The organism is Leisingera sp. JC11 (assembly GCF_040704725.1).
Lineage (GTDB): Bacteria > Pseudomonadota > Alphaproteobacteria > Rhodobacterales > Rhodobacteraceae > Leisingera.
In genome coordinates this window covers 14,610-38,407 of sequence record NZ_JBFCVS010000028.1, presented here as the reverse complement: position 1 = coordinate 38,407, position 23,798 = coordinate 14,610, and the positions used below count along the sequence as shown (strand labels likewise).

The 23,798-nt window shown below is 64.4% G+C and carries 24 protein-coding genes; 16 read left to right on the top strand and 8 right to left on the bottom strand.

Annotated features, from left to right (window positions below):
• The first annotated feature begins 136 nt into the window (after positions 1–136).
• The gene (locus tag AB1A62_RS20290; RefSeq protein WP_366663279.1) at positions 137–1,798 is read left to right on the top strand and encodes a sulfotransferase; all 1,662 of its coding nucleotides are present in this window, start codon (positions 137–139) and stop codon (positions 1,796–1,798) included.
• A 6-nt stretch (positions 1,799–1,804) separates the two neighbouring features.
• Here AB1A62_RS20290 and AB1A62_RS20285 read toward each other — a convergent pair whose 3' ends face one another.
• Together AB1A62_RS20285 and AB1A62_RS20280 are read right to left on the bottom strand one after the other, a co-directional pair.
• Positions 1,805–2,113, bottom strand: coding sequence for a DUF1992 domain-containing protein (locus AB1A62_RS20285; RefSeq protein WP_366663278.1), 309 nt, complete (start codon positions 2,111–2,113; stop codon positions 1,805–1,807).
• 161 nt (positions 2,114–2,274) lie between these two features.
• Positions 2,275–3,855: a bifunctional metallophosphatase/5'-nucleotidase gene (locus tag AB1A62_RS20280; RefSeq protein ID WP_366663277.1), complete on the bottom strand. Its 1,581-nt coding sequence runs from the start codon at positions 3,853–3,855 to the stop codon at positions 2,275–2,277.
• Positions 3,856–4,015: 160 nt separating this feature from the next.
• On the opposite strand from AB1A62_RS20280, the gene AB1A62_RS20275 reads away from it, so the two are divergent.
• The 3 genes from AB1A62_RS20275 to arsC are packed head-to-tail and all read left to right on the top strand — an operon-like array spanning position 4,016 to position 5,747.
• Positions 4,016–4,354: a DUF952 domain-containing protein gene (locus tag AB1A62_RS20275; protein WP_366663276.1), complete on the top strand. Its 339-nt coding sequence runs from the start codon at positions 4,016–4,018 to the stop codon at positions 4,352–4,354.
• Positions 4,351–5,409 (top strand): quinone-dependent dihydroorotate dehydrogenase, encoded by a 1,059-nt coding sequence (locus AB1A62_RS20270; protein ID WP_366663275.1) that lies wholly within the window; start codon positions 4,351–4,353, stop codon positions 5,407–5,409. Before AB1A62_RS20275 ends, AB1A62_RS20270 begins: the two co-directional genes overlap by 4 nt.
• Complete coding sequence (gene arsC, locus AB1A62_RS20265; RefSeq protein WP_366663274.1) at positions 5,406–5,747, top strand: arsenate reductase (glutaredoxin); 342 nt, start codon at positions 5,406–5,408, stop codon at positions 5,745–5,747. Before AB1A62_RS20270 ends, arsC begins: the two co-directional genes overlap by 4 nt.
• A 37-nt stretch (positions 5,748–5,784) precedes the next feature.
• Here the strand turns inward: arsC and AB1A62_RS20260 are convergent, their stop codons facing one another.
• Genes AB1A62_RS20260 through AB1A62_RS20250 form a run of 3 tightly spaced genes read right to left on the bottom strand, consistent with a single transcriptional unit; the run spans position 5,785 to position 8,048 of the window.
• Positions 5,785–7,104, bottom strand: a complete 1,320-nt coding sequence (locus tag AB1A62_RS20260) for an MATE family efflux transporter (protein ID WP_366663273.1) — start codon at positions 7,102–7,104, stop codon at positions 5,785–5,787.
• A 6-nt stretch (positions 7,105–7,110) separates the two neighbouring features.
• Complete coding sequence (locus tag AB1A62_RS20255; RefSeq protein WP_174144407.1) at positions 7,111–7,629, bottom strand: PaaI family thioesterase; 519 nt, start codon at positions 7,627–7,629, stop codon at positions 7,111–7,113.
• Positions 7,626–8,048, bottom strand: coding sequence for a PaaI family thioesterase (locus tag AB1A62_RS20250; RefSeq protein WP_366663272.1), 423 nt, complete (start codon positions 8,046–8,048; stop codon positions 7,626–7,628). Before AB1A62_RS20250 ends, AB1A62_RS20255 begins: the two co-directional genes overlap by 4 nt.
• Positions 8,049–8,171: 123 nt before the next feature.
• On the opposite strand from AB1A62_RS20250, the gene AB1A62_RS20245 reads away from it, so the two are divergent.
• From AB1A62_RS20245 to AB1A62_RS20205, 9 genes are all read left to right on the top strand, one after another.
• Entirely contained in the window at positions 8,172–8,540 is a 369-nt protein-coding gene (locus AB1A62_RS20245) for a MerR family DNA-binding transcriptional regulator (protein ID WP_222476223.1), read from the top strand.
• A gap of 285 nt (positions 8,541–8,825) precedes the next feature.
• Positions 8,826–9,227, top strand: a complete 402-nt coding sequence (locus tag AB1A62_RS20240) for a MerR family DNA-binding transcriptional regulator (protein WP_366663271.1) — start codon at positions 8,826–8,828, stop codon at positions 9,225–9,227.
• Between the two features lie 71 nt (positions 9,228–9,298).
• Entirely contained in the window at positions 9,299–11,080 is a 1,782-nt protein-coding gene (locus tag AB1A62_RS20235; RefSeq protein WP_366663270.1) for an acyl-CoA dehydrogenase C-terminal domain-containing protein, read from the top strand.
• A 74-nt stretch (positions 11,081–11,154) separates the two neighbouring features.
• Entirely contained in the window at positions 11,155–11,367 is a 213-nt protein-coding gene (locus AB1A62_RS20230) for a hypothetical protein (protein ID WP_019295796.1), read from the top strand.
• 23 nt (positions 11,368–11,390) lie between these two features.
• A complete protein-coding gene (locus AB1A62_RS20225; protein WP_366663269.1) occupies positions 11,391–12,539 on the top strand; it encodes an acyl-CoA dehydrogenase family protein in 1,149 nt (382 codons plus the stop codon).
• 279 nt (positions 12,540–12,818) lie between these two features.
• Positions 12,819–13,451 (top strand): glutathione S-transferase, encoded by a 633-nt coding sequence (locus tag AB1A62_RS20220; RefSeq protein ID WP_366663268.1) that lies wholly within the window; start codon positions 12,819–12,821, stop codon positions 13,449–13,451.
• Between the two features lie 10 nt (positions 13,452–13,461).
• Complete coding sequence (locus tag AB1A62_RS20215; RefSeq protein ID WP_366663267.1) at positions 13,462–14,673, top strand: acetyl-CoA C-acetyltransferase; 1,212 nt, start codon at positions 13,462–13,464, stop codon at positions 14,671–14,673.
• Positions 14,673–15,158, top strand: coding sequence for a cupin domain-containing protein (locus tag AB1A62_RS20210; protein ID WP_366663266.1), 486 nt, complete (start codon positions 14,673–14,675; stop codon positions 15,156–15,158). Before AB1A62_RS20215 ends, AB1A62_RS20210 begins: the two co-directional genes overlap by 1 nt.
• A complete protein-coding gene (locus tag AB1A62_RS20205) occupies positions 15,155–17,356 on the top strand; it encodes a 3-hydroxyacyl-CoA dehydrogenase NAD-binding domain-containing protein (protein WP_366663265.1) in 2,202 nt (733 codons plus the stop codon). Before AB1A62_RS20210 ends, AB1A62_RS20205 begins: the two co-directional genes overlap by 4 nt.
• An 84-nt stretch (positions 17,357–17,440) precedes the next feature.
• Here the strand turns inward: AB1A62_RS20205 and AB1A62_RS20200 are convergent, their stop codons facing one another.
• The 3 genes from AB1A62_RS20200 to AB1A62_RS20190 form a co-directional block, all read right to left on the bottom strand.
• Positions 17,441–18,115: a Hint domain-containing protein gene (locus tag AB1A62_RS20200; RefSeq protein ID WP_366663264.1), complete on the bottom strand. Its 675-nt coding sequence runs from the start codon at positions 18,113–18,115 to the stop codon at positions 17,441–17,443.
• Between the two features lie 181 nt (positions 18,116–18,296).
• The gene (locus AB1A62_RS20195) at positions 18,297–18,962 is read right to left on the bottom strand and encodes a sulfotransferase family 2 domain-containing protein (protein WP_366663263.1); all 666 of its coding nucleotides are present in this window, start codon (positions 18,960–18,962) and stop codon (positions 18,297–18,299) included.
• 182 nt (positions 18,963–19,144) lie between these two features.
• A complete protein-coding gene (locus AB1A62_RS20190; protein WP_366663262.1) occupies positions 19,145–20,068 on the bottom strand; it encodes a DMT family transporter in 924 nt (307 codons plus the stop codon).
• Positions 20,069–20,144: 76 nt separating this feature from the next.
• On the opposite strand from AB1A62_RS20190, the gene AB1A62_RS20185 reads away from it, so the two are divergent.
• From AB1A62_RS20185 to AB1A62_RS20175, 3 genes are all read left to right on the top strand, one after another.
• Complete coding sequence (locus AB1A62_RS20185; RefSeq protein ID WP_366663261.1) at positions 20,145–21,770, top strand: AMP-binding protein; 1,626 nt, start codon at positions 20,145–20,147, stop codon at positions 21,768–21,770.
• A gap of 103 nt (positions 21,771–21,873) precedes the next feature.
• Entirely contained in the window at positions 21,874–22,884 is a 1,011-nt protein-coding gene (locus AB1A62_RS20180; protein ID WP_366663260.1) for a hypothetical protein, read from the top strand.
• Positions 22,885–22,984: 100 nt separating this feature from the next.
• Entirely contained in the window at positions 22,985–23,797 is an 813-nt protein-coding gene (locus AB1A62_RS20175) for a methyltransferase domain-containing protein (protein WP_366663259.1), read from the top strand.
• Position 23,798 lies beyond the last annotated feature (1 nt).

The window sequence follows — 23,798 nt, the reverse complement described above, 5'->3', positions numbered from 1 at the left end:
TTTGCGTTCAGCATATCTTCGATTGTGCGCCGTTCACGCAAATCCAGCTCCGTATGGGCCATCTTCCATTCTCCTTGCTTTCCAGCAAGATAGGGAATTTGTCGCAACCCAGTTTAGAATGTGCCCCAAGGGCGGCATGAAGCGGCATAAGAGCCACCCGGACTTCCCCAACATCGCCGGCATCTCCCTGTCCGGCCTGGGCAAGCACCGCGATGCCGTGCCCTACTTCAAGAAGGCGCTGACGCTGGCGCCCGGTTTTCACGACGCCCGCAAGAACCTGGCGCAGACACTGTTGTTCATGCAGCAGGGCGAACCGGCGATGAAGCTGCTGGAACGGGTGCTGAAGGACCAGCCAGGCGATCAGGCCGCGCTCTACCTGCAGGCGCAGGCGCATCTGGTGATGAACGACGCGGAGGCCGCGATTGAGGCCGCTACCGCGGCGCTGGCCCGCGATCCGCGCCAGCCGCGGATGCTGCGGCTGCGCGCGACTGCCTGGAACACGCTCGGCGATGAAAAGGCAACGCTGGCGGATTATCAGGCCGCGCTCAAGGTAAACCCCAATGACGCCGACGCATTGCAAAACGCCAGCTTGCTGCTGGCCCGCCTGATGCGGCAGGAGGAGGCCACCGAGGCCGCGCAGAAGGCCGTCGCCGTGGCGCCCCAGAACGTGGAGGCCCGCCGCCGCCTGGCCAGCCAGCTGATCTCCAACGGCGAAAGCGCTGCCGCCCGCGAGCAGTGCCTGGCGCTGCTGGAGCTGGACTCCAAGGACACCCAGGTGCTGGAAATGCTGGCCCGCATCAGCAGCCGCGACCAGAACGCGGACCTGCTGCCCATCGCGCAGAAGGCGCTGAAGAACGCCGCCCCCCGCTCGCTCGACCGCGCCAACGTCAGCTTTGCCCTCGCCCGGATCGCCGATCAGGCGGGCGACAAGGAGGCTTTCGCCGGCCACAATGACGAGGCGAACGCCTGCATGGCGGCGCAGACCCCCTATGACTACGAGGACAGCGAGCGCCAGTTCAGCCGCATCATGGCGGCCTTCCCGGATCAGATCACCCCGGCAGAAACCGCTCCCGAAGGCCCGCGCCCGCTCTATGTGGTGGGGATGCCGCGTTCCGGCACCACGCTCACCGAAACCGTGATCGGCCTGCACCCCGATGTGTTCCCCCTGGGCGAACGCGGCGTGCCGGCCTTCCTGCTGCATCCCTATCTGGACAAGGATCAGGACTTCACACCCGAGGCCGCCCGCGATTTCACGGCGGAGGACATCAGCCGCCTGCCGGAGATGCCCGAGGGAACAGCCGCCTATGTCGACAAGATGCCCGACAACTACCGCCTGCTGGGCCACCTTGGGACCGCCTACCCGGATGCACGCTTTGTTCATCTTTGCCGCGACCCGCGCGACGTGGCGCTGTCGATCTGGCGCGGCTATTTCTCCGGCAGCTCGCTCACCTATGCCTACGACCTCAAGGCGATGGCGCACCGCTTCAACCTCTATGGGCGGCTGATGCAGCACTGGCGGCAGGTGATGCCGGGCCGGATCTATGACCTGCGCTATGAGAGCTTCGTTGCCGATATCGAGGGCGAAAGCCGCAAGCTGGCAGAGTTCTGCGGCCTGGAGTGGATCGAGGACATGGCCCACCCGGAACGTCACGAGGGCCAGGTGCTGACGCTGTCGAACACCCAGGTGCGGCAGACCGCGCACACGCGCTCGATCGGCAAGTGGGAGAAATACGCCGATATCCTGGCGCCGTTGATCGACGGCTTGGACCCGGAAATCTGGCCGGAAATCAAAGGGTAACAGGCGTTACTTGGTGTAAGCCTTGCGCGCGATCTCGATCCGCGCATCCATCATCGACATCTCTTTAAGGATCTCCTGCCGGCGGCTGCGGTCGCCGGCCTCGCGCAGCTCCGCCCGCAGGCGCTGGAGTTCGCGCGACAGGCTGACGAACTCCGGCACCCCGCCGCTTTCGCGCACCAGCCGGTTCAGCAGCGCGTTTTCCGGATCGTCACACTTCGGCAGCGGCTTGCCGGCACCTTGCAAGTTGTCAAAGGCGCCGTCCTTCTCGGCGGCTTCGATGCGGGCGTTGATGAGGTCGATCAGCGGGTGGTCCATAGGGGCATTCTGCCACGCGCGCCCAGCCTGCGAAAGCCCCGCCGGCCCGTTTACGAAGCGCCGGCAAAGGTTAACAGTTCCTGAAAATAATGCGGCAGCCCTCCTGCCCGAATGTTTCGCGCGCGAAACATTGGATCCGGTTCGGACCTATTTGCCGCTGCCTATTTCACCTGCGAAATCCGCCCGTCGGTATAGGGCGTATACGGGCCCTGGGCCGCCAGATACTCCGCCAGCACATCCGCCAGATCCGGGCCGAAGTCATAGGCGTTCTTGTCATCGCCTTCGAACATCGCATAGCCGTCCCCGCCATTGCGGACATAATCGTTGGTGACCACCACATAGGTCTTGGCCGGATCAATCGGCACAAAGCCGTCGCCCTCTGCCACCAGCACCTCCTGCACCCGGCCCTCGTCCGGGGCCACGGAGCTGTCCCAGCTGAACTTCAGCCCTGCCACCTGCGGGAAGCGGCCCTTGACGTCCTCCACCTGGCTGACCCCGTTTTCCAGCGCCTCGACCAGAGTTTCGCCGTCGATCTCAAAGGTCGAGAGCGTGTTCTGGAACGGCAGGATGGTCAGCACCTCGCCCATGGTGACCTCGCCTGCATCCAGGCTGGCACGGATGCCGCCGGAGTTGGCGATGGCGATGGTCACCCCCTGGTCCTTGACCCGGGCCAGCATTGCATCGGCCACCAGGTTGCCCATCTGGCACTCCTGCACCCGGCACACATCGCGGCTGCCCTCAACGGGTTCAGCCGCCTCCGCCACCACCTTGTTGCGGATCTCATCCAGCGGCAGCGCCAGTTCCGCAATCCGGTCCAGCGTCGCCGCGTCCTCGCTGACAGCAGCATCCATGATCAGCGGCTCGCCGGTGGCGCTGACAACTTTGCCCGCCTCGTCAAAGGTCACGTTGAGCTCGCCCAGGAACTTGCCATAGGCATAGGCCTGCACGATCTGCACCGCGTTCACCACCGTCGGATACGGCCCCGCAGCCTTCTCAGAGGTGTTGGACAGATAGGTGTTGCTGTGGCCACCGACGATCACGTCCACGCCGGTGGTCTCCGCCGCCACCCGCTGGTCGACGCCGTAGCCGGAGTGGCTGAGCACCACGATCTTGTTCACACCCTCGGCGGTCAGCCGGTCAACTTCCGCCTGCACCGCCGCCACGGGATCGGAGAAATGCACGTTCTTACCCGGGCTTGCCAGCTCATGCGTATCCTCCGGCGTCAGGCCGATCAGGCCGATCTTTTCGCCGCCGCGCTCGATCACCGTGGATTTCTTCAGCACATCCGCCAGCGCCGGTTCCGCCGACACATCCACGTTGGACATCAGCACCGGAAAGCCCACCGCATCCATGAACCCGCGCAGCACCTCCGGCCCGTCGTCGAACTCATGATTGCCGACGGTCATCCCGTCATAGCCCAGCTGGTTCATGAACTCCGCCGCGGCCTTGCCCTTGTAGTAGGTATAGAACAGCGAACCCTGGAACTGGTCGCCGCCATCCACCAAAATCGAATTCTCCGCCCGCGCCCGCGCATCCGCAATGGCCGTCACCAGCCGCGCGGTGCCGCCAAAACATTTGCCCTCAGCCTGATCTTCGGCGTCGCAGGTGCTGTCGTATTTGTTGATCGGCTCGAACCGCGAGTGGAAGTCGTTGGTATGCAGGATCGTCAGCCTGTACTCCGCCGCTGCGGCACCGGCAGTCAGAGCCAGGGCTGCAACCGAAGAAAGAAACCGTGCAATCATGAGGAGCGCTCCCGTGTTCTGTTTCGGGCAAGCCTGCGCCCAAAGCCCGCGCCGGTCAAAGGGGAAAAGCCGTGCCGCCGCCTCCCCTTGCGTCAGCTTTGCGCGCCCCGCCCCGCCAATCCCCCTTGATTCATTTGGCGGTGCAGGGCATCAGGCCGTCATGCTGATTTACAAGATTTTCCGGGCGGGCGAATGGGCCGCGCTGCAGGCCGCGGGCGAAACCCCGGGCGCACCGATTGATGTGGCGGACGGCTATGTCCACTTCTCCACCGCAACCCAGGCGGCAGAGACCGCGGCCAAGCATTTTGCAGGCGCCGAGGGGCTGACCCTGCTGGCCTGCGACGCAGATGCAATGGGCGATGACCTGAAGTGGGAAGTGTCCCGCGGCGGCGCCGAGTTCCCGCATCTCTACCGTAACATCCGCATGAGCGACGTGGTCTGGGCCAAGCCGCTGCCGCTGGTGGAGGGCTCCCATCAGTTCCCGGAGGAGATGGCATGAAGCTGACCGAAAAGCTTGCCCTTGCCGCTATGCACCGGATCGACCCGGAGGCGGCGCACGGGCTGTCCGTAAAGGCGTTGACCATGGGGCTGGCCCCGGCCCCTGGCCCGGCCACATCCGCCCGGCTCAAGACCACTCTGGCCGGGATCGATCTGCCGAACCCGGTTGGTCTGGCGGCTGGCTATGACAAGAACGCCGAGGCGCTGGAGCCGCTGGCGAAATCCGGTTTCGGCTTCATCGAGGTGGGCGCGGCCACCCCGCGCCCGCAGCCCGGCAACCCCAAGCCGCGCCTGTTCCGCCTGACCGAGGACAAGGCGGCGATCAACCGCTTCGGCTTCAACAACGAGGGCATGGAGGCAATCGGCGCCCGGCTTGCGCAGCGGCCGCGCGACGCGGTCATCGGCCTGAACCTCGGCGCCAACAAGGACAGCAACGACCGCGCCGCGGATTTCGCCAAGGTGCTGGCCCACTGCGGCGCGCATCTGGATTTTGCCACCGTCAATGTCTCCTCCCCCAATACCGAAAAGCTGCGCGACCTGCAGGGCAAGGCGGCGCTGTCGGCGCTGCTGGCGGGTGTGATCGAAACCCGCGAGAGCCTCAGCCGCCGGGTGCCGGTGTTCCTGAAAATCGCCCCGGATCTGGACCGCGCAGGCATCGAGGACATTGCCGCCGTCGCGCTGGAAACCGGCATCGACGCGGTGATTGCCACCAACACCACCCTGTCGCGCGACGGGCTGCAGAGCGCCCACAAGGATGAGGCCGGCGGGCTGTCCGGCGCGCCGCTGTTTGAGAAGTCCACCCGAGTGCTGGCCCAGCTGTCGGAGCTGCTGGACGGCAAGGTGCCGCTTGTGGGCGTCGGCGGCATCAGCACGGCAGAGCAAGCCTATGCCAAGATCTGCGCCGGTGCCTGCGCCGTGCAGTTCTATACCGCGATGGTCTATGGCGGGCTGTCGCTGGCGGGCGACATTGCCCGCGGGCTGGACGAACTGCTGGCGCGGGACGGCTTTGACAACGTCGCGCAAGCGGTTGGAAGCAAACGGAAGGATTGGCTGTGATCACCTATTGGCATAACCCCCGCTGCTCGAAGTCCCGCGCAGGCCTCGCCCTGCTGGAAGAGCGCGGCGCGGAGGTTCAGCAGCGGCTGTACTTGCAGGACGCGCCCTCGCTCGAGGAGATCAAGGCGGTGCAAGCCGCGCTTGGCGTTTCCGCGGTGGAAATGATGCGGACCGGCGAGAAGGTCTTCAAGGAGCTGGGCCTGAGCAAAGACAGCGCCGAGGAAGATCTGTTGGCGGCGATGGCCGCGCATCCGATCCTGATCGAGCGCCCGATTGCCATCAAGGACGGCAAGGCGGTGATCGGCCGTCCGACCGAGGCAATCGAAACGCTGCTGTAAGCCGCCAGGCGGGCGTTGCGGCCCGCCCGCCCCCAGTTTACGTGCCCACCTGCGCTTCCAGCCGCGGGTAGCGCAGGCCCAGCGTTACGCCGCGGGCGATGTTCAGGACAATCAGCGCGGCCCACAGGCCGTGATTGCCGAAGACCGGCACCAGAACCAGCAACGCCGCAACATAGATGGCCACCGACTGCAGCATCGCCCATCGCATGTCGCGGGTCCAGGTGGCGCCGATGTAGATGCCGTCGAACATGTAGCTGGCAACGCTCAGGACCGGCAATACCGCCGCCCAGACCAGGAACACCCGCCCCGCCTCGCGCACCTCGGGAGAGGTGGACATCAGGTCTATGAGCCAGGGGCCGCCCGCGGCAAAGGCGACGCCAAGCAGGACCGCACCGCCCACGCCCCATTGCGAGGTGATCACAGACGCCCGGCGCACGCGGTCCCGCGCCTTGGCGCCAACGGCTCCGCCCACCAGCGCCTCAGCCGAGAAGGCAAAGCCGTCGAGCGCAAAGGCGGTGATTTCGACAAACTGCAAGAGGATCTGATTGGCGGCCAGGTTCACGTCGCCGATGCCGGACCCGATGAACAGGAAGGTGGTGAAGGAGCCGGTAAGCAGCACAGAGCGCACCATGATGTCGCCATTGACCTGCATCATCCGTTTCAGCCGCGCAGGGTCGAACACCCGCGCCCAGTCGCGCCATTGATCGCCACCAAAGGCATCCCGGCACAGGTACAGACCCAATGCCAGACCGGTCCATTCGGCGATCAGCGTGGCGATGGCGACACCCTCCACCCCCCAGCCGAGGCCCAGCACGAACCACAGGTCCAGCACGATGTTCAGCCCGTTCATCCAGACCTGCAGCAGGAACACGCCGCGGGTGCGCTCCACCGCGATCAGCCAGCCGGTGACCGCATACAGCGCAATGGTGGCCGGCGCGCCCCAGATGCGGATTTCCAGGTAATCGCGGGCCAGGCTTTCGACCTCTGCACTGGCCGGGGCCAGCGCAAAGGCGCCCCAGAACACGGCGCCCTGCGCAAGGATGAAGACAGCTCCGGCAGCAAAGGCCAGCAGCAGCCCGCGCATCAGCAGGGCGCCGGTTTCGGCCCAATCCCCCGCCCCGCGGGCCTGTGCCGCCAGCCCGGTGGTGCCCATGCGCAGGAACCCGAAGATCCAGTAGATCGTCGCCAGGATCACCGCGCCGATTCCCACGGCGCCGATCGGCGCAGCCTCGCCCATCTGGCCGACCACGCCGGTGTCCACGGCGCCCAGGATCGGCACCGTGGCGTTCGACAGCACAATCGGCAAAGCGATCCTGAGCACCCGGGCGTGGGTGATTCCGGTGTCCGCGCTCGTCATGGGTGTTCAGCCTTCGCCGTTCTTGTCCTGCGGCATCAGGAAATGGCCGGTGGCCTGGGCAAACAGCTTGTCCTTATGGTCCTGCCAGGCCTCCACATGCACCGAGGCATAGCGGCGCCCCGAACGGTTCACCCGCGCCCGCGCATAGGCATCGCGCGGCAGGCCGGAGCGCAGGTAATCGACGGTGAAGTCGATGGTCTTGGGCTGGCGCGGCAGGTTGCCCTTGGCCATCTCCGCCGGGTCCAGGTCACCGGATTCGATGCGCTGCCACAGGTGCGACCAGTTCAGCGTGATCATCGCGGTGATTTCAAGGAAGGCTGCCGTCACCCCGCCGTGGATTGCGGGCAGGAAGGGGTTGCCAATCAGCTTGTCGTCGAAATTCAGCACCGCTGTCAGCTCATCGCCGCGGCGTTCGAAGGTCACGTTCAAAAAGCGGATATAGGGCACCGAGTCGACCAGCGCCGACAGGGCTGCATCGCGGCGCTGCTTGACCACCTGGATCGGTTCGGGACGGGGGCGGCTCAAAACTTCTTCTCCACGGTAAAGGCGCCGGAGGCGGTGGCGACGGGGCGGTCCTGATCCTCGTCCATCGCGACGGCGCGGACAAAGGCAACGGTACGGGTGATGTGGTGGCAGGTGGCGCGGGTGGTGATCATCTGCCCCGGCGTGGCGGGCCGCATGTAATCGATGCGCAGGTCGATGGTGGCGGTGCCGCCGGGGGCGGAGGGGTGGCTCATCACCGCTGCGCCGCAGCATGTATCCATCAGGGCTGAGACCGCACCGCCGTGAATGACGCCGGTGGCGGGATCGCCGACCAGCTTTTTGTCATAGGCCATGCGGATCTCGGCGGTGCCGTCGCCGATCTCTGTCAGCTTCATTCCCAATTGCTTGGCGTGCGGGATCGCTTCGATGAACTGACGCGCGAGCTCGGTCTTGTCGGCCATGGGACTGTCCTTTGAAATCTCTGCCCCATCTTTGGCCCTGCCCCGGTGAAAGCGCAAGTGTGCCGCCACGGAGGTTGCACTGTTCGCTGCAAGTGCATAGGTTCCCGGCAAGGGAGACGACGGATGACCGACAACAGATTGTCATTCAAAGAAATGTGCGCCGAGTTCGAGGTCACGCCGCGGACGCTGCGCTACTATGAATACATCGAGCTTTTGCAGCCGGACCGCGAAGGCCGGTCGCGGTTTTACGGGGCGCGGGAGCGTGCCCGGATGAAGCTGATCCTGCGCGGGCGCAAGTTCGGCTTTCAGCTGGAAGAGATCCGCCAGTGGCTCTTGATCTATGAAAAAGAGGGCAACGACGCCCAGAACCATGCCTTCATGGAAATGGCCGACCGCCAGCTGGTGGAGCTGGAGAAGCAGCGCGAGCAGATCAATGAGGCGATTGAGGAGCTGAGCGAGCTGCGCGAAAGCACCCGGGCGCTGCTGAAGTAGGCCGAACGCATCTTTCCGGAATTCTGAACCCCGCCCTTGAGGCGGGGTTTTGCTTTTTACAGTGACCGCACCGGATTCGCCTGTTTCCGGGCCAGAACCGTTGCAGAAGCAGCCAGCGGCCCCTCAGCCAGACCGTAACGTTACGTCACTTGTTGTGCGTTTTGCGAACAAGTAACACCCCGAAAAGTGACGCAACGTACAACTTACGTAAACGTAAAGTCAGTCTTGATCGAAAAGCCAACTCCGCACAGCTTGGTCCTGCACCAAGCCGTAAGAGTGACGACGATGACCGAAGAAACCATGACCATCCGCGAGATGTGCGAGGCCTTTGATGTGACGCCCCGCACGCTCCGGTTCTACGAAGCCAAGGAACTGCTGTTCCCGATCCGCGACGGCCAGAAGCGGCTGTTCACCAAACGCGACCGCGCCCGGCTGAAGCTGATCCTGCGCGGCAAGCGGTTCGGGTTCAGCCTGGAGGAAATCCGCCAGCTGCTGGAGCTGTACCATGTCGGCGACCAGCAGGTGACCCAGCTCACCAAGACCTATGAGGTCGCGCGTGAACGGCTCGCCGATATGGAGCGCCAGCGCGAGGAGCTGACCGAGGCAATCGAGGACCTGAAGGACCAGCTGGCCTGGGGCGAGAAGATGATCGCCTCGATGAAGGCCAAGCAGGAGGCTGCCCAATAGGCAGCCGCCCCGCCTTTCCCGCCGGCCCGCCCGGCACTGACTTGAGCCACAAGACCCTGAAGAGGACCGCAATGCCTTCCTATCGAGCCCCCGCCAAAGACGCCCAGTTTATCCTGCACGATGTGCTGAAAGTCTCCGGCCAGGACATCCCCGGATACCATGAGCTGGAACCGGATTTCACCGGCGCCGTGCTGGAAGAGGCAGGCAAGATCGCCAGCGAAGTGCTGCACCCGCTGAACACGGTGGGTGACCAAGAGGGATGCCGCCTGGAAAACGGCGTGGTCTACACGCCTGCGGGGTTCAAGGAAGCCTTCGAGCAGATGAAGGAAGGCGGCTGGACCGGGCTCGACATGCCGGAAGAATTCGGCGGCCAGAACATGCCCTATGTAATGGGCACCGCGGTGGGCGAGTTCTTCTCAGCCGCCAACCAGGCCTTCACCATGTACCAGGGCCTGACCCATGGCGCGGCCTCCGCCATTCTGGCGCATGGCACTGATGAGCAGAAGGCCACCTATCTGCCCAATATGATCAGCTGTCAGTGGACCGGCACCATGAACCTGACCGAGCCGCATTGCGGCACCGATCTGGGCCTGATGCGCACCAAGGCGGAACCGCAGGGGGACGGCAGCTTCAAGATTTCGGGGCAGAAGATCTTCATCTCCTCCGGCGATCACGACATGGCCGAGAACATCGTGCATCTGGTGCTGGCCAAGATCCCCGGCGGCCCCGAGGGCATCAAGGGCGTCAGCCTATTCATCGTGCCCAAGTTCCTGGTGAACGAAGACGGCAGCTTAGGCGAGCGCAACGGCGTCTCGGTCGGCAAGATCGAGGAAAAGATGGGCATCCACGGCAACTCCACCTGCGTGATGAACTATGACGGCGCAACCGGTTGGCTGCTGGGCGAGGAACACAAGGGCATGCGCGCCATGTTCACCATGATGAACGAGGCCCGCCTGGGCGTCGGCATGCAGGGACTGGCGCAGGCCGAGGCCGCCTATCAGAACGCGGTGGAATACGCCAAGGACCGGCTGCAGGGCCGCGACGTGACCGGCACCAAGAACCCGGACGGCCCGGCCGATCCGCTGATCGTGCACCCGGACATCCGCCGCTCGCTGATGGACCAGAAAAGCTTTGCCGAGGGCGCGCGCGCGTTCCTGCTGTGGGGCGCCACCCTGATCGACCAGGCGCACCGCGCCGGTGACAAGGATGCGAACGGGCTGATCTCGCTGATGACACCGGTGATCAAGGGCTTCCTGACCGATCAGGGCTATGACATGACCGTGCTGGCGCAGCAGGTCTATGGCGGCCACGGCTACATCGAGGAATGGGGCATGTCGCAATACACCCGCGACGCCCGCATCGCGATGATCTACGAGGGCGCCAACGGCGTGCAGGCACTGGATCTGGTGGGCCGCAAGCTAGGCCAGCACGGCGGCAAATACGTCCTTGCCTTCTTTGACATGGTGAAGACCTTCTGCCAGGAAAACAAAGATATTTCAGAGGCTTTCAGCAAGGACTTCATTGACCCGCTGAAGGCGGCGTCGAAGGATCTGCAGGCGGCCGGCATGTTCTTCATGCAAAACGGCATGAAGGATCCGAACCAGGCGCTGGCCGGCTCCTATGACTTCATGCATCTGTTCGGCCAGGTCTGCCTCGGCCTGATGTGGGCCAAGATGGGCAAGGCGGCGCAGGAAGCGCTTGACGCCGGGGCCGATGACGCGGCGTTCTATGAGACGAAACTCGCAACCGGCCGGTATTACATGGCACGGCGGCTGCCCGCGACCAAGCTGCACCTGGCCCGCATCGAAAGCGGCGCGGACACGGTGATGGCGCTGGACGCAGACGCCTTCTGATGCCTTCGGGCGTCCCATCGCGGGGCGCCCTGCCCAAGCCCCGGCCGGTGCTTTGACACAAAAAGGACCGCAAGATGCCGAAACGTTTCCGCCTGACCCGCCGCCTGCCGATCGCGATGACGGAGGACGGCTACCGCAGGCTGAAAAAGTTCGCCCAGGAGGCGGGGCTGGATGAAGGCGAAGCACTGTCATTCCTGTTCGAGAATTTCGACAGCGTGACGGACTACGAGAACCTGAGCCACCGGCTGCGGCTGTTCAACGCCGAGCTGGAGGCGCGAAAGCGCTAGAAAAGCGCAGCAAAGGGAGAAAGATGACCGAGACGCACTCCGCATGGATGACGGAAGAGCACCGGATGCTTGGGGAGATGACAGCCCAGTTCATCACCAATGAATGGGTCCCCAAGTTCGAAACCTGGCGCAAGCAGGGCCTGATGGACAGGGAGACTTGGACCCAGGCCGGTGAGCTGGGCCTTCTCCTCCCCTCGATCCCCGAGGAATACGGCGGCGCCGGCGGCGATTTCGGGCATGAGGCGGTGATCCTGATGGAAGGCAGCCGCGCCAACCTGGCCAGCTGGGGCCATGGCATCCATTCCGGCATCGTCGGCCATTACATCCTGGCCTATGGCACCGAAGAGCAGAAAGCGCGCTGGCTGCCGAAGATGGTGACGGGCGAGCTGGTCGGCGCGCTGGCGATGACCGAGCCCTCCACCGGCTCCGACGTGCAGGCGATCAAGACCAAGGCAGTGAAGGATGGCAACGCCTACCGGCTGTCCGGGCAGAAGACCTTCATCACCAACGGCCAGCACGCCAACCTGATCCTGGTGGCGGCCAAGACCGATCCCAGCCAGGGCGCCAAGGGCGTATCGCTGGTGGCGGTGGAAACCGACGGCGCGGAGGGCTTCAGCCGCGGCCGCAACCTCGACAAGATCGGCTGCCACGCGGCGGACACGTCGGAGCTGTTCTTCAGCGATGTCGAAATCCCGCCGGAAAACATCCTGGGCGGCGCCGAGGGCCAGGGGTTTTATCAGATGATGCAGCAGCTGCCGCAGGAGCGACTGATCATCGCCTGCGGCGCGGTCGGCGCAATGGAAGGCGCGGTGGAACGCACCGTGGCCTACTGCAAGGAGCGCGAGGCCTTTGGCGGGCCGCTGACGCAGTTCCAGAACACCCGCTTTAAGCTGGCCGAATGCCTGACCAAGACCAAGGTCGCGCGGGCCTTTCTGGACGAATGCATCAGTGAGCATCTGCAGGGCAAGCTGACCGTCGAGAAGGCGGCTATGGCGAAGTACTGGATCACCGATACCCAGGGCGAGGTACTGGATGAATGCCTGCAGCTGCATGGCGGCTACGGCTACATGCAGGAATACGCTGTGGGCGAGATGTGGGCCGACGCACGGGTGCAGCGGATCTACGGCGGCACCAATGAGATCATGAAGGAGCTGATTGCGCGGTCGCTGTAACCGCAGGGGCCGCGGCGGGATCGCGGGAAGCGGATGATGGGATATGAGTATTTGGGGAAAGATGAAGGCGAAAGAGTGCCCCTGCCCCCAGGCCTTCGCCAAATGGGCAGGGACATCTTCACCTTTCACGGCCCTCGGCTCTCCAGCCTGTACCGCAAGCTCAAGGTAACATTCGGGTCGATGAAGCGGGTTAACACCCCATCATCTTTCCGAAAAATACTCCACGGGGGCGCGGGGGTGTGAAACCCCCGCTCCGCTAGCAGACACAGGGAGCAACACATGACAATCAAACTGCATTGCTTCGGCGAAAGCGGACATTCCTACAAGGCGGCCTTGACACTGGAACTGTCCGGCCTCGCGTGGGAGCCGGTGTATGTCGATTTCTTCAGCGGCGCGCACCGCACCGACGATTACCGCGGCCTCAACGTGATGGCTGAGGCGCCGGTGCTGGTGGATGGCGATGTGCGCCTGTCGCAGTCCGGCGTGATCCAGCAGTACATCAGCGACAAGACCGGCAAGTTCGCAGGCCGCCCGGAAGACAAATACGAGGTGCTGCGCTGGATCCTGTGGGACAATCATAAACTGTCCAGCCAGATCGGCATGACCCGCTTCCTGATGAATTTCATCCCTGAGGACAAACGCCCGCAGGAGGTGATTGCCTTTATGCAAGGGCGCCTCAAGGCCGCCTTCACCACCCTGAACACTCATCTGCAGGGCCGTGAGTGGATCGTGGGAGATCAGCTCACCAACGCCGATCTGACCTGCTGCGGCTACTTGTTTTATCCGGAGCCCTTCGGCTTCGACCGGGCCGAGTGGCCCCATATCGACGCCTGGCTGGACCGTATCAGCGCCCTGCCCGGCTGGAAACACCCCTATGACTTGATGCCCGGCAACCCGTCGGACCGGGCCTGAGGAGAGCAAGATGACAGACGCATATATCTACGACGCGCTGCGCACCCCGCGCGGCAAGGGACGCAAGGACGGCTCCCTGCATGAGGTGACCTCGGTCCGCCTCTCCGCCCTGACGCTGAACGCGATCAAGGAGCGCAACAACCTGGAGGGCCACGCCGTTGAGGACGTGATCTGGGGCAACGTGACCCAGGTGATGGAACAGGGCGGCTGCCTGGCGCGCTCTGCCGTGCTGGCCTCGGACCTGGATGAGCGCATTCCGGGCCTGGCGATCAACCGCTTCTGCGCCTCTGGCATGGAAGCCGTGAACCTGGCGGCAAACCAGGTGAAGGGCGGCGCGGGCGATGCCTATATCGCGGGCGGCGTGGAGATGATGGGCCGGGTGGCCATGGGCAGCGACGGCGCGGCGATTGCCGTTGATCCTTCGCTGGCGATGGAAACCTATTTCGTGCCGCAGGGCATTTCGGCCGATATCATCGCCACCGAATACGGCTTTACCCGCGATCAGGCGGACGCTTTGGCGATGGAGAGCCAGCGCCGCGCCGCCAAGGCGTGGGAAGAGAAGCGCTTCGAAAAATCCGTCATCACCGTCACCGACCAGAACGGCCTGCCGATCCTGAGCCATGACGAATACATGCGCCCCGGCACCGACATGCAGGCGCTGGGATCGCTGAACCCCGCCTTCCAGATGATGGGCGAGCAGATGCCGGGCTTTGATAAGGTGGCGATGCTGAAATACCCGCATCTGGAGCGGATCAACCATATCCACCATGCGGGCAACTCCTCCGGCATCGTGGACGGCGCTGCGGCGCTGCTGATCGGCAACAAGGAGTTTGGTGAACGCCATGGCCTGAAGCCGCGCGCCCGTATCAAGGCGACCGCCAAGATCGGCACCGATCCGACGATCATGCTGACCGGCCCGGTGCCGGTGACGGAAAAGATCCTGGCCGACAACGGCATGAAAATCAGCGACCTGGACCTGTTCGAGGTGAACGAGGCCTTTGCCTCTGTCGTGCTGCGCTTCCAGCAGGCGTTCGACGTCGACCCCGAGCTGGTCAACGTCAACGGCGGCTCCATCGCCATGGGCCACCCGCTGGGCGCCACCGGCGCGATCATCATCGGCACCCTGCTGGATGAGCTGGAGCGGCAGGACAAGGAATGCGGCCTCGCCACCCTGTGCATCGCATCGGGCATGGGCGCCGCAACCATCATTGAGCGCGTCTGATGCCGAAGCTGGACCTTTCCCAACTGCCCTGGCGGACCGGATCGGGCTATCCTGGCAAGCTGGCCGAGGCCTGTGCGGGCCGCAGCGTGCAGCCGCTGGGTGACCCCGGCGGGCTCAGCCAGTTCGGCGTCAACATCGTGCGGCTGGAGCCCGGCGCGATGTCGTCCCTGCGCCACTACCACATGGAGCAGGACGAGTTCGTGATGGTGACCGAAGGCACCTGCACCCTGATCGACGATCAGGGCGCGCACGAGATGATGCCGGGCGACTGCGCCGCCTTTCCGGCGGGCGAGGAGAACGGCCACCACCTGGTGAACCGTTCGGACAAGCCCGCGGCGTTTCTGGTGGTGGGTACCCGCACCCCGACCGAGACCGGCTATTACAGCGATTTGGACATGATGGTGAAATTCGCAGGCGGCGAGTTCACCTTTACCCGCAAGGACGGCAGCCCGCTGACGGCTGACCAGACCGGAGAAGACACATGAGCGATTTCAAATACGACGTGGACGCAGACGGCGTCGCAATCATCACCTGGGACGCCGAAGGCAAGTCCATGAACGTCCTCACCCGCGAGGCCTTTGGCCTGGTGGAGGAATACGTGGACCGGGCGCTGGAAGACGAGGGTGTCAAAGGCATCGTGATCACCAGCGGCAAGAAGGACTTTGCCGGTGGCATGGACCTCAATGTGCTGGCGACCATCCGCGAGGAGTCGGGTGAGAACCCGGCCCAAGGCCTGTTCGACTTCACCATGGGCGGCCACCGCATCCTGCGGAAACTTGAACTCGCAGGCATGGATCCCAAGACCAAGAAGGGCGGCAAGCCGGTGGCCTGCGCGATCAACGGCACCTGCGCCGGCATCGGCACCGAGATTGCGCTGGCCTGCCATCACCGGGTGATGACCTCCAACCCCAAGGCCAAGATCGGCCTGCCGGAGATTATGATCGGCATCTTCCCCGGCGGCGGCGGCACCATGCGGTATTCGCGCATGGTGGGCGCAATGGCGGCGGCCCCGGTCCTGCTGGAAGGCAAGATGATGGACCCGAAGAAAGCCAAGGGCGCACAGCTGATCGACGCGGTGGCCGACGATGCGCTGGCAGCGGCCAAGGAGTGGGTGCTGAACGCCAAGGACGCCGATCTGGTCAAGCCCTGGGACGCCAAGGGCTACAAGATGCCGGGCGGCGCACCGTATCACCCCGCGGGCTTCATGACCTTTGTCGGCGCCTCGGCGATGGTGCACGGCAAGACCCAAGGCGCCTTCCCGGCGGCCAAGGCGCTGCTGTCGTCGATCTACGAGGGCGCGCTGGTCGATTTTGACACCGCGCTGAAGATCGAGGCGCGCTGGTTCACCAACGTGCTGATGAACCCGTCGTCCTCTGCCATGATCCGCAGCCTGTTCCTGAACAAGCAGGCGCTGGAAAAAGGCGCGGTGCGGCCCAAGGACGTGCCGGACCAGTCCGTCAAGAAAATCGGCGTGCTGGGTGCCGGCATGATGGGCGCGGGCATTGCGCTGGTCTCGGCCCAGGCCGGCATGGAAGTGGTCCTGATCGACCGTGACCAGGACGCCGCCGACAAGGGCAAGGCCTATTCCGCTGCCTACATGGACAAGGGCATCAAGCGCGGCAAGGCGACCGAAGAGAAAAAAGAGGCGCTGCTGGCGCAAATCACTGCGACCCCTGATCTGGACGCGCTGAAGGGCTGCGACCTGATCATTGAGGCGGTGTTCGAGGACCCGGGTGTCAAGGCCGAGATGACCCAAAAGGTCGAAGCGATCATTCCCGAAGACTGCATTTTTGCCTCCAACACCTCCACCCTGCCGATCACCGAGCTGGCCAAGGCCTCCAGCCGCCCGGAACAGTTCATCGGCATCCACTTCTTCTCGCCGGTTGAGAAGATGTTCCTGGTGGAGATCATCAAGGGCAAGGAGACCGGCGACCGCGCGGTGGCAAAGGCGCTGGACTACGTGCGCCAGATCCGCAAGACCCCGATCGTGGTGAACGATGCGCGTTTCTTCTACGCCAACCGCTGCATCATCCCCTACATCAACGAAGGGATGCGGATGATCACCGAGGGCGTCTCGCCCGTCCTGATCGACAATGCGGCGCGGCAGCTGGGATTCCCGGTGGGGCCGGTGCAGCTGACCGATGAGACCTCGATTGATCTGGGCGCCAAGATTGCCCGTGCCACCAAGGCGGCGATGGGCGACGCTTACCCGGAAAGCCCCTCGGATGATCTGATCTTCTGGATGGAGGAACAGGGCCGTCTGGGGCGCAAGGCCAATGCCGGCTTCTTCGACTATGACGACAAAGGCAAGCGCGCCGGATACTGGAAAGGCCTGCAGGAGATATACCCGCTGGCCGCCGAACAGCCCGATCTGATCGAAGTGCAGGAACGGCTGATGTTCGCACAGGTGCTGGAAGCAGTGCGGGCGCTGGAGGAAGGCGTGCTGATGGACATCCGCGAGGGCGACGTCGGCGCGATCCTGGCCTGGGGCTTTGCGCCGTGGTCCGGCGGGCCGCTGAGCTGGCTGGACATCCTGGGCACGCCTTACGCGGCAGAGCGCTGCGACAGCCTGGCTGAGCAATTCGGCGACCGCTTCACCTGCCCGGCGCTGCTGCGCGAAATGGCGGAGAAAGGCCAGAGCTTTTACGGGCGCTTCGCCCCGGAGAAATCCGCAGCCGCCTGAGCGGCAGCATAAAACAGAAAAGGCCAGCGCCCCAGCGCTGGCCTTTATTCGTTACTTTCAACTTGTTGCACGCCGCAACTGATCTTACATCCGAACCTCGGACTGCGCCGCACCAGCGGTGGCGCCTGCGGGCCAGTATTCTTCCTCTACCATCATCGACAGTACCAGGCCGCGCGCCTCATCCGGGTCGAGCACGCGGTAGGCTCCTTGTTCGGAGAACACCCGGCCGCACATCAGGTTCGCCGGTGCCGCCGAATAGCCCAGCATCCCGGCCTCCAGATAGATCACCTGATCCTCTGCAAAGCGGGGCGTCACCAGTTCCAGCTGGGCGCCGGGGTGCATCCGGCGGATGCCGCGGTAGCCCTCCAGCGTGCAGGCGGGAACAATGGCAAAGGGATCGCCCTGGCCGTCCTCCACCAGCTCGCTTTCCAGCAGCACGCCCTGGTCCGGCATCAGCCACATCGGCACCCGGTTCATCAGCGCATCGCGCGGCACGAACAGCGGGCAGCGGGCCGGTTCCAGGTCGCCCTCTGCCGGGATCATGATCTCGCGCTGCAGTTCCACCACGGTCTGCATGCCATGATCGAAGGTCAGAACCTTGTCGCCCGGGGTCAGCGCCTCCACCGGGCGCCAGCCCAGGTTGGAGGCCACATGGGTGCCCGCCAGGAACCCGCCCCGGCCCACGCAGACCAGGGGAAAGCCGCTGTTCATGACCCCGCCAGCCGGGGAGTTGGTGCGTTTCAGAAGCCAGTCCAGCATCCGCTTTCCTTTCCTCAGGCCAAGGCGCAGCACCTTTCGGCCGATCCGATCTTTTCCTTTGATCCTTGCCGCTTATGGGCCGGAACTAAGGCAAAAACCGGGCATTGTTCACGTTATTGCGCCAATCCGCATGCCCGTTACCGGACTAGGCCCCGGTCAGGCATGTTCAGCGCTCTTCACGCTATCTGGATAGGAGAGAATCGTTAAAAGAGTATTCAAATTGCGCGATATCCTGCGCGCAGGCGCTGGCAACCGCCTCAGCCGCGGCATCGTCGTAGTAAACCCGCCAATCGCGCTGCCGGCCGCTCTCGTTGACCACCGGCAGTTCCAGGGAAAACCCGAGATGATCAAACAGCGGCTGCGCGTCGGATTGAAAATGTTCCAGCCGGATATAGAGCTGGCACTGCTCCGCCCCGTCGGCATGGCGCATGTAGGAAGACGCCGGGGTGCCGCGGAAGGCCGCGATGATCTCCGGGTGCTGCACGAAGGCGCGGAACTCCAGGCCTTGCGCCAGGCCGATGGCCGGATGATCAAAGCTCTGCTCGCGCAGCCAGTGGTAATAGCTGACAGCGCGGTCCCAGGGATTGCGCACCAGGGTGAAGGCGAACAGGCGCCTTAAGGCGTCCTCCGGGACCAGCCCCTCGATATCGGCCAAGGTGGAATGCTTCCAAAGCCGCCCGCGTGCCTCAGCATCCTTCAGGCGGCGGCGGCGCTTCAGCGCCTTCGGCGTGTCGCCCAGCATCAAGTCGTCCACCATCGCGCGCGCCTCCAGCGCCAGCGCCAGCGCGGTGCCGCCGGTCTTGGGAATATGAATGAAAACGTACCGGCGGCCTTGAGACAGGATCATGCGCCGACCCTAGGATATTGATCCGCGCAAGGAAATGCAGATCTGCACCTCGCGGCGCAGGCCTCCGGCAGATGTATTTGCGGACAGATGAAAGCCCAGTGCGGCCCGCCTCTTCACCTTTGGGCAAATACTCCGGGGTGAATTGGCCCCAAGGGGCCAAGAGGGGCAGCGCCCCTGCCCGCCTACCGTGAGCGCAGCGCGATGGTGGTGCCGGCCGCAATGATCAGACCGATCCCCAGCATCTGCCAGGCGTTCAGCGCCTGCCCCCAATAGGCCCAGGCGACGCCCGGCCCGACGATCATCACCGAGTATTCGAACACGGCAACATATGACGCCTCGCCCAGCTGGTAGGCCTTGGTGATCAGGAACACGCCGCCCACCGCTGCGCAGCCCTGCAGCAGGATCAGATGCGAGATCTCCCACAGCGGCCAGACCCAGCCGCGGGTGACAAAGCCGTCCGCGCCAGCCGGCACCGCTTGCGGCCAGACCTCCAGCCCCGCCAGCAGCATGGCGCCCAAAACGCCCTGCACCAGCAAGTAGACGAACAGCATCGCCACCGTGCTTTCACCCTGGCAGTAAAGGCCGGTCGCCAATGATCCAAGCGCATAGAACAGCCCGCCCGCCACCGGCACCAGGATCAGCCAATTGAAGGCCGCCGGATCCGGCTGCAGCACCATCAGCACGCCGGCAAACCCGCCGAGGACCGCGGCAACCCTTATCCAGCCGATCCGCATCCTGAGAAACAGGACCGAGATCACCACGATCAGGATCGGCGAGGTGAACAGCCCGGCCAGCGCCTGAGCGATTGGCATCAGCGCCACGGCGGAGAAGTAGAACACCATCGACACCGCCACCAGCACCGCCCGCAGGAGCACCGCGCCGAAGTTGCGGCAGCGGAGCCCGCCCAGCCCGGCCCGCGCCATCAGCCACAGAAACGGCAGTGCGACAAATGTGCGCAACAGGTAGAACTGGCCCAGCCCGATCGTCTCGGCCATCAGCGGCACGGCGTTGTCGGTGATGCCTATTATCAGCATGGCAGCGAGCATGGACTGCGCTGCCGCCGTCTGGCTGGTGCCCGGCGCGGAGAGTGTGGCTGTTTGTTTCATACCCTTCCCATTGCCCGCAACTTTCCGCAATATCTGTTCTCTAAGCGACACCAAAGTGATTCAGGGGAGGAAACTGATGGGGTGGATGGCGGATGAAACCGGTCTGGAGAAGACTGCCGCGAATTATGTGCCGCTGTCGCCGCTCAGCCATCTGCAGCGGGCGGCGCAGGTGTTTCCGGACCGCCTGGCGGTCAGCTATGGCAAGCACCGCAAGACCTATGCTGAGTATCACGAGCGCTGCACCCGCCTGGCCTCCGGCCTGGCAAAGCTGGGGGTGAAGCCCGGCGACGTGGTGGCAACCCTGCTGCCCAACATCCCAGCCCAGGCAGAGGCGCATTTCGGCGTGCCGGCCTGCGGCGCGGTGCTGAACACCATCAACACCCGTCTGGATGTGGGCACGGTCGCCTATATCTTCGGTCACGGCGAGGCCAAGGCGGTTCTGGTCGACCCGCAGTTCCTGGAGCTGGCCGAAGCCGCCGTTGAGGAAATGGACGGACCCGCCCCGGTGCTGATCGAGGTGGCGGATGACCAAGCCGGCTGGCACGCCACCGGCCGCCACACGGAATACGAGGCGCTGCTGGCCAGCGGCGACCCTGAATTTCAGTGGATCATGCCCGAGGATGAGTGGGAAAGCCTGGCGCTGAACTATACCTCCGGCACCACCGGGCGGCCCAAGGGCGTGGTCTATCACCACCGCGGCGCCTATCTGATGACCATGGGCACGGTGGTGTCCTGGCGCATGGTGCTGCACCCGGTCTATCTGACCATCGTGCCGCTGTTTCACTGCAACGGCTGGAACCACACCTGGATGATGCCGCTGGTGGGCGGCACCGTGGTCTGCTGCCGCGATATCACCGCGCAGAACATCTACAACGCCATCCATTATGAGGGCGTCACCCATTTCGGCGGCGCGCCGATCGTCCTGAACATGATCGTCAACGCGCTGGACGAAGAGCGCCGCACCTTTGACCACACGGTGGAAGTCTTCACCGCCGGCGCCCCGCCGGCGCCCGCGACGCTGTCGAAGATCGAAAACCTCGGCTTCAACATCACCCATGTCTACGGGCTGACCGAAACCTTCGGCCATGTCACCGAATGCTATTGGAAAGGCGAGTGGGACGATCTGGACAAGGCCGGCATCGCCGCCAAGAAGTCCCGCCAGGGCGTAGCCATGCCGATGCTGGAGCCGGTGGTCGTGCGCGACAGCGAGCACAACGTGCTGCCGATGGACGGCCAAAGCCAGGGCGAGATCGGCCTGCGCGGCAATGTGGTGATGAAAGGCTACCTGAAGAATCCGGAGGCCACCGCGGAAGCCTTCAAGGACGGTTACTTCAACTCCGGAGACCTCGCCGTGCAGCACCCCGACGGCTATATCCAGATCGCCGACCGGGCCAAGGACATCATCATCTCCGGCGGCGAGAACATCTCCTCTGTCGAGGTGGAGGGCGTGCTGATGGCGCACCCGGATGTGCTGCTGGCCGCGGTTGCGGCAATGCCGGACGAGAAATGGGGCGAGGTGCCCTGCGCCTTTGTCGAGCTGAAGGCCGGCGCCAAGGAAGACGCGGCGGCGCTGATCGCCTTCACCCGCGAAACGCTGGCGGGCTTCAAGGCGCCCAAGAAGGTGGTGTTCCAGGAGCTGCCCAAGACCTCCACCGGCAAGATCCAGAAGTTCGAGCTGAGGAAAATTGCAAAGAACCTGTAATTTTTGCGGCGAAACAGCATCAGGGGCGGCAAAGCAAATTGCCGCCCCTGTTTTATGCGACTAGTCTGGCGCCAGGGATACGGATGGGGACCGGGCAGGCTGCATGACGGCATTGAAGGAATTCGAGCGGCTGGAGGCTGCGGGCCTGTGGCGCGCAGATCCTGAGGCGCAGCGGCGGGATGTGATCATCTCTCTGGGCGATGCGACGCTGACCATTGCCAGCATGAACGATCTGCCGCTGGCGCATTGGTCGCTGGCGGCGGTGGAGCGTGCCAACCCCGGCGAGTTCCCCGCCCTGTTCCACCCCGACGGCGACCCCGGCGAAACCCTGGAGCTGGCAGAGGACGAAACCGCCATGCTGGAGGCCATCGCCCGGGTTCAGAACGCCATCGGGCGCTCCCGCGCGCGGCCCGGGCGGCTGCGGGCGGTCAGTATCCTGGGCACCCTGGCACTCGTGCTTGCGCTGCTGGTGCTGTGGCTGCCCGGCGCCGTGACCCGCCACGCCGTCAGCGTGGTGCCGGATATCAAGCGCAAGGCCATCGGCCAGGCGCTCTTGGGGCGGATCGAGCGGGTCTCCGGCCCAGCCTGCGCCACCCCGGAGGCGGCACCGATCCTGAAAAACCTGGCGCAGCGCACCGGTGTGCGGCAGCTGGCGGTCCTGCGCTCCGGCATTCCCGGCAGCCTGCATCTTCCCGGCGGCATCGTCCTGCTGAACCGCTCCTTTGTGGAGGACTTCGAGGATCCGGCGGTCGCCGCCGGGGCGGTCCTCGCGGAACGTGCCCGGGCTGAGGCCAGCGACCCGATGCTCGAGCTGCTGGAGGCCGGCGGCTTCCTCGCCACTTTCAAGCTGCTGACCACCGGCGAGCTGGACCGCGCCGCATTGGATGCCTACTCGGAGGCCACCCTGGCCAGCCCGCGGCCGCAGCTGCCGGATGAGGTGCTGCTGGCGGAGTTTGCCCGCGCCGCCCTGCCTTCCTCCCCCTATGCCTATGCGCTGGACATCACCGGCGAGACCGTGCTGGGGCTGATCGAGGCCGACCCTATGGCCGGCCGCGAGCTGGAGCCGGTGCTGAACGACCGCGACTGGGTGCAGCTGCAGAACATCTGCGGCTGATCCTGCTGCGGCACCCCCGCCCCCTGCCAATCGCGAAAATGCGACGGATCTGCTAAGATCGTCAAATCTGCGCAAACGCACATTCAGGGGGGAGTGAGCCATGCCGGAGAATTCGGCCAGTTTCACCGGGGATATTCCCAGCCATTATGACAGCGGCCTGGGGCCGGTGATCTTTTACAACTATGCGGATGATCTGGTCGCACGCTGCCGTGCCCATGCGCCGCAAGACGTCCTGGAACTGGCGGCGGGAACCGGGATCGTCTCGCAGCGGCTGCGGCGCAAGCTGCCGCCCGGCTGCAAACTGACGGTCACGGATTTGAACGAGCCGATGCTGGAGCTGGCAAAGAAAAAACTGCCCGACACCACCAATGTCACCTTCCAGCCCGCCGACGCGATGTCACTGCCCTTTTCCGGCGGCAGCTTTGACCTGATTGCCTGCCAGTTCGGGGTGATGTTTTTTCCGGACAAACCCGCCGCTTTCACGGAGGCCGCGCGGGTGCTGAGACCCGGCGGGCATTATGTCTTCAACGTCTGGGCGCCGATGGCAAAGAACCCGTTTGCCGAAGTTGCCGACACCGTCGCGGCGCAGTTCTTTCCCGAGAACCCTCCGGGGTTTTACAAGGTGCCGTTCCACTACGGCGACCCGGAAGCGGTGAAAGCCGACCTGAGCCATGAAGACTGGTCGCAAGTCAACCACGAGACTGTCACGCATAACAAGACCATTGAAGATCCGGAAAAATTTGCCGAGGCGCTGGTCTATGGCAATCCGCTGGTCGATGAGGTCCGGTCCCGGGGAGGTGTTGATCCCGATGAGATCGCCAGCGCCATTCTGGATGCACTGCGGGCCCGCTTTGGGCCGCCGCCGCTGCGGATGCCGCTGGAGGCTGTCTTCTTCACCTGCCGCCGCCAGTAGA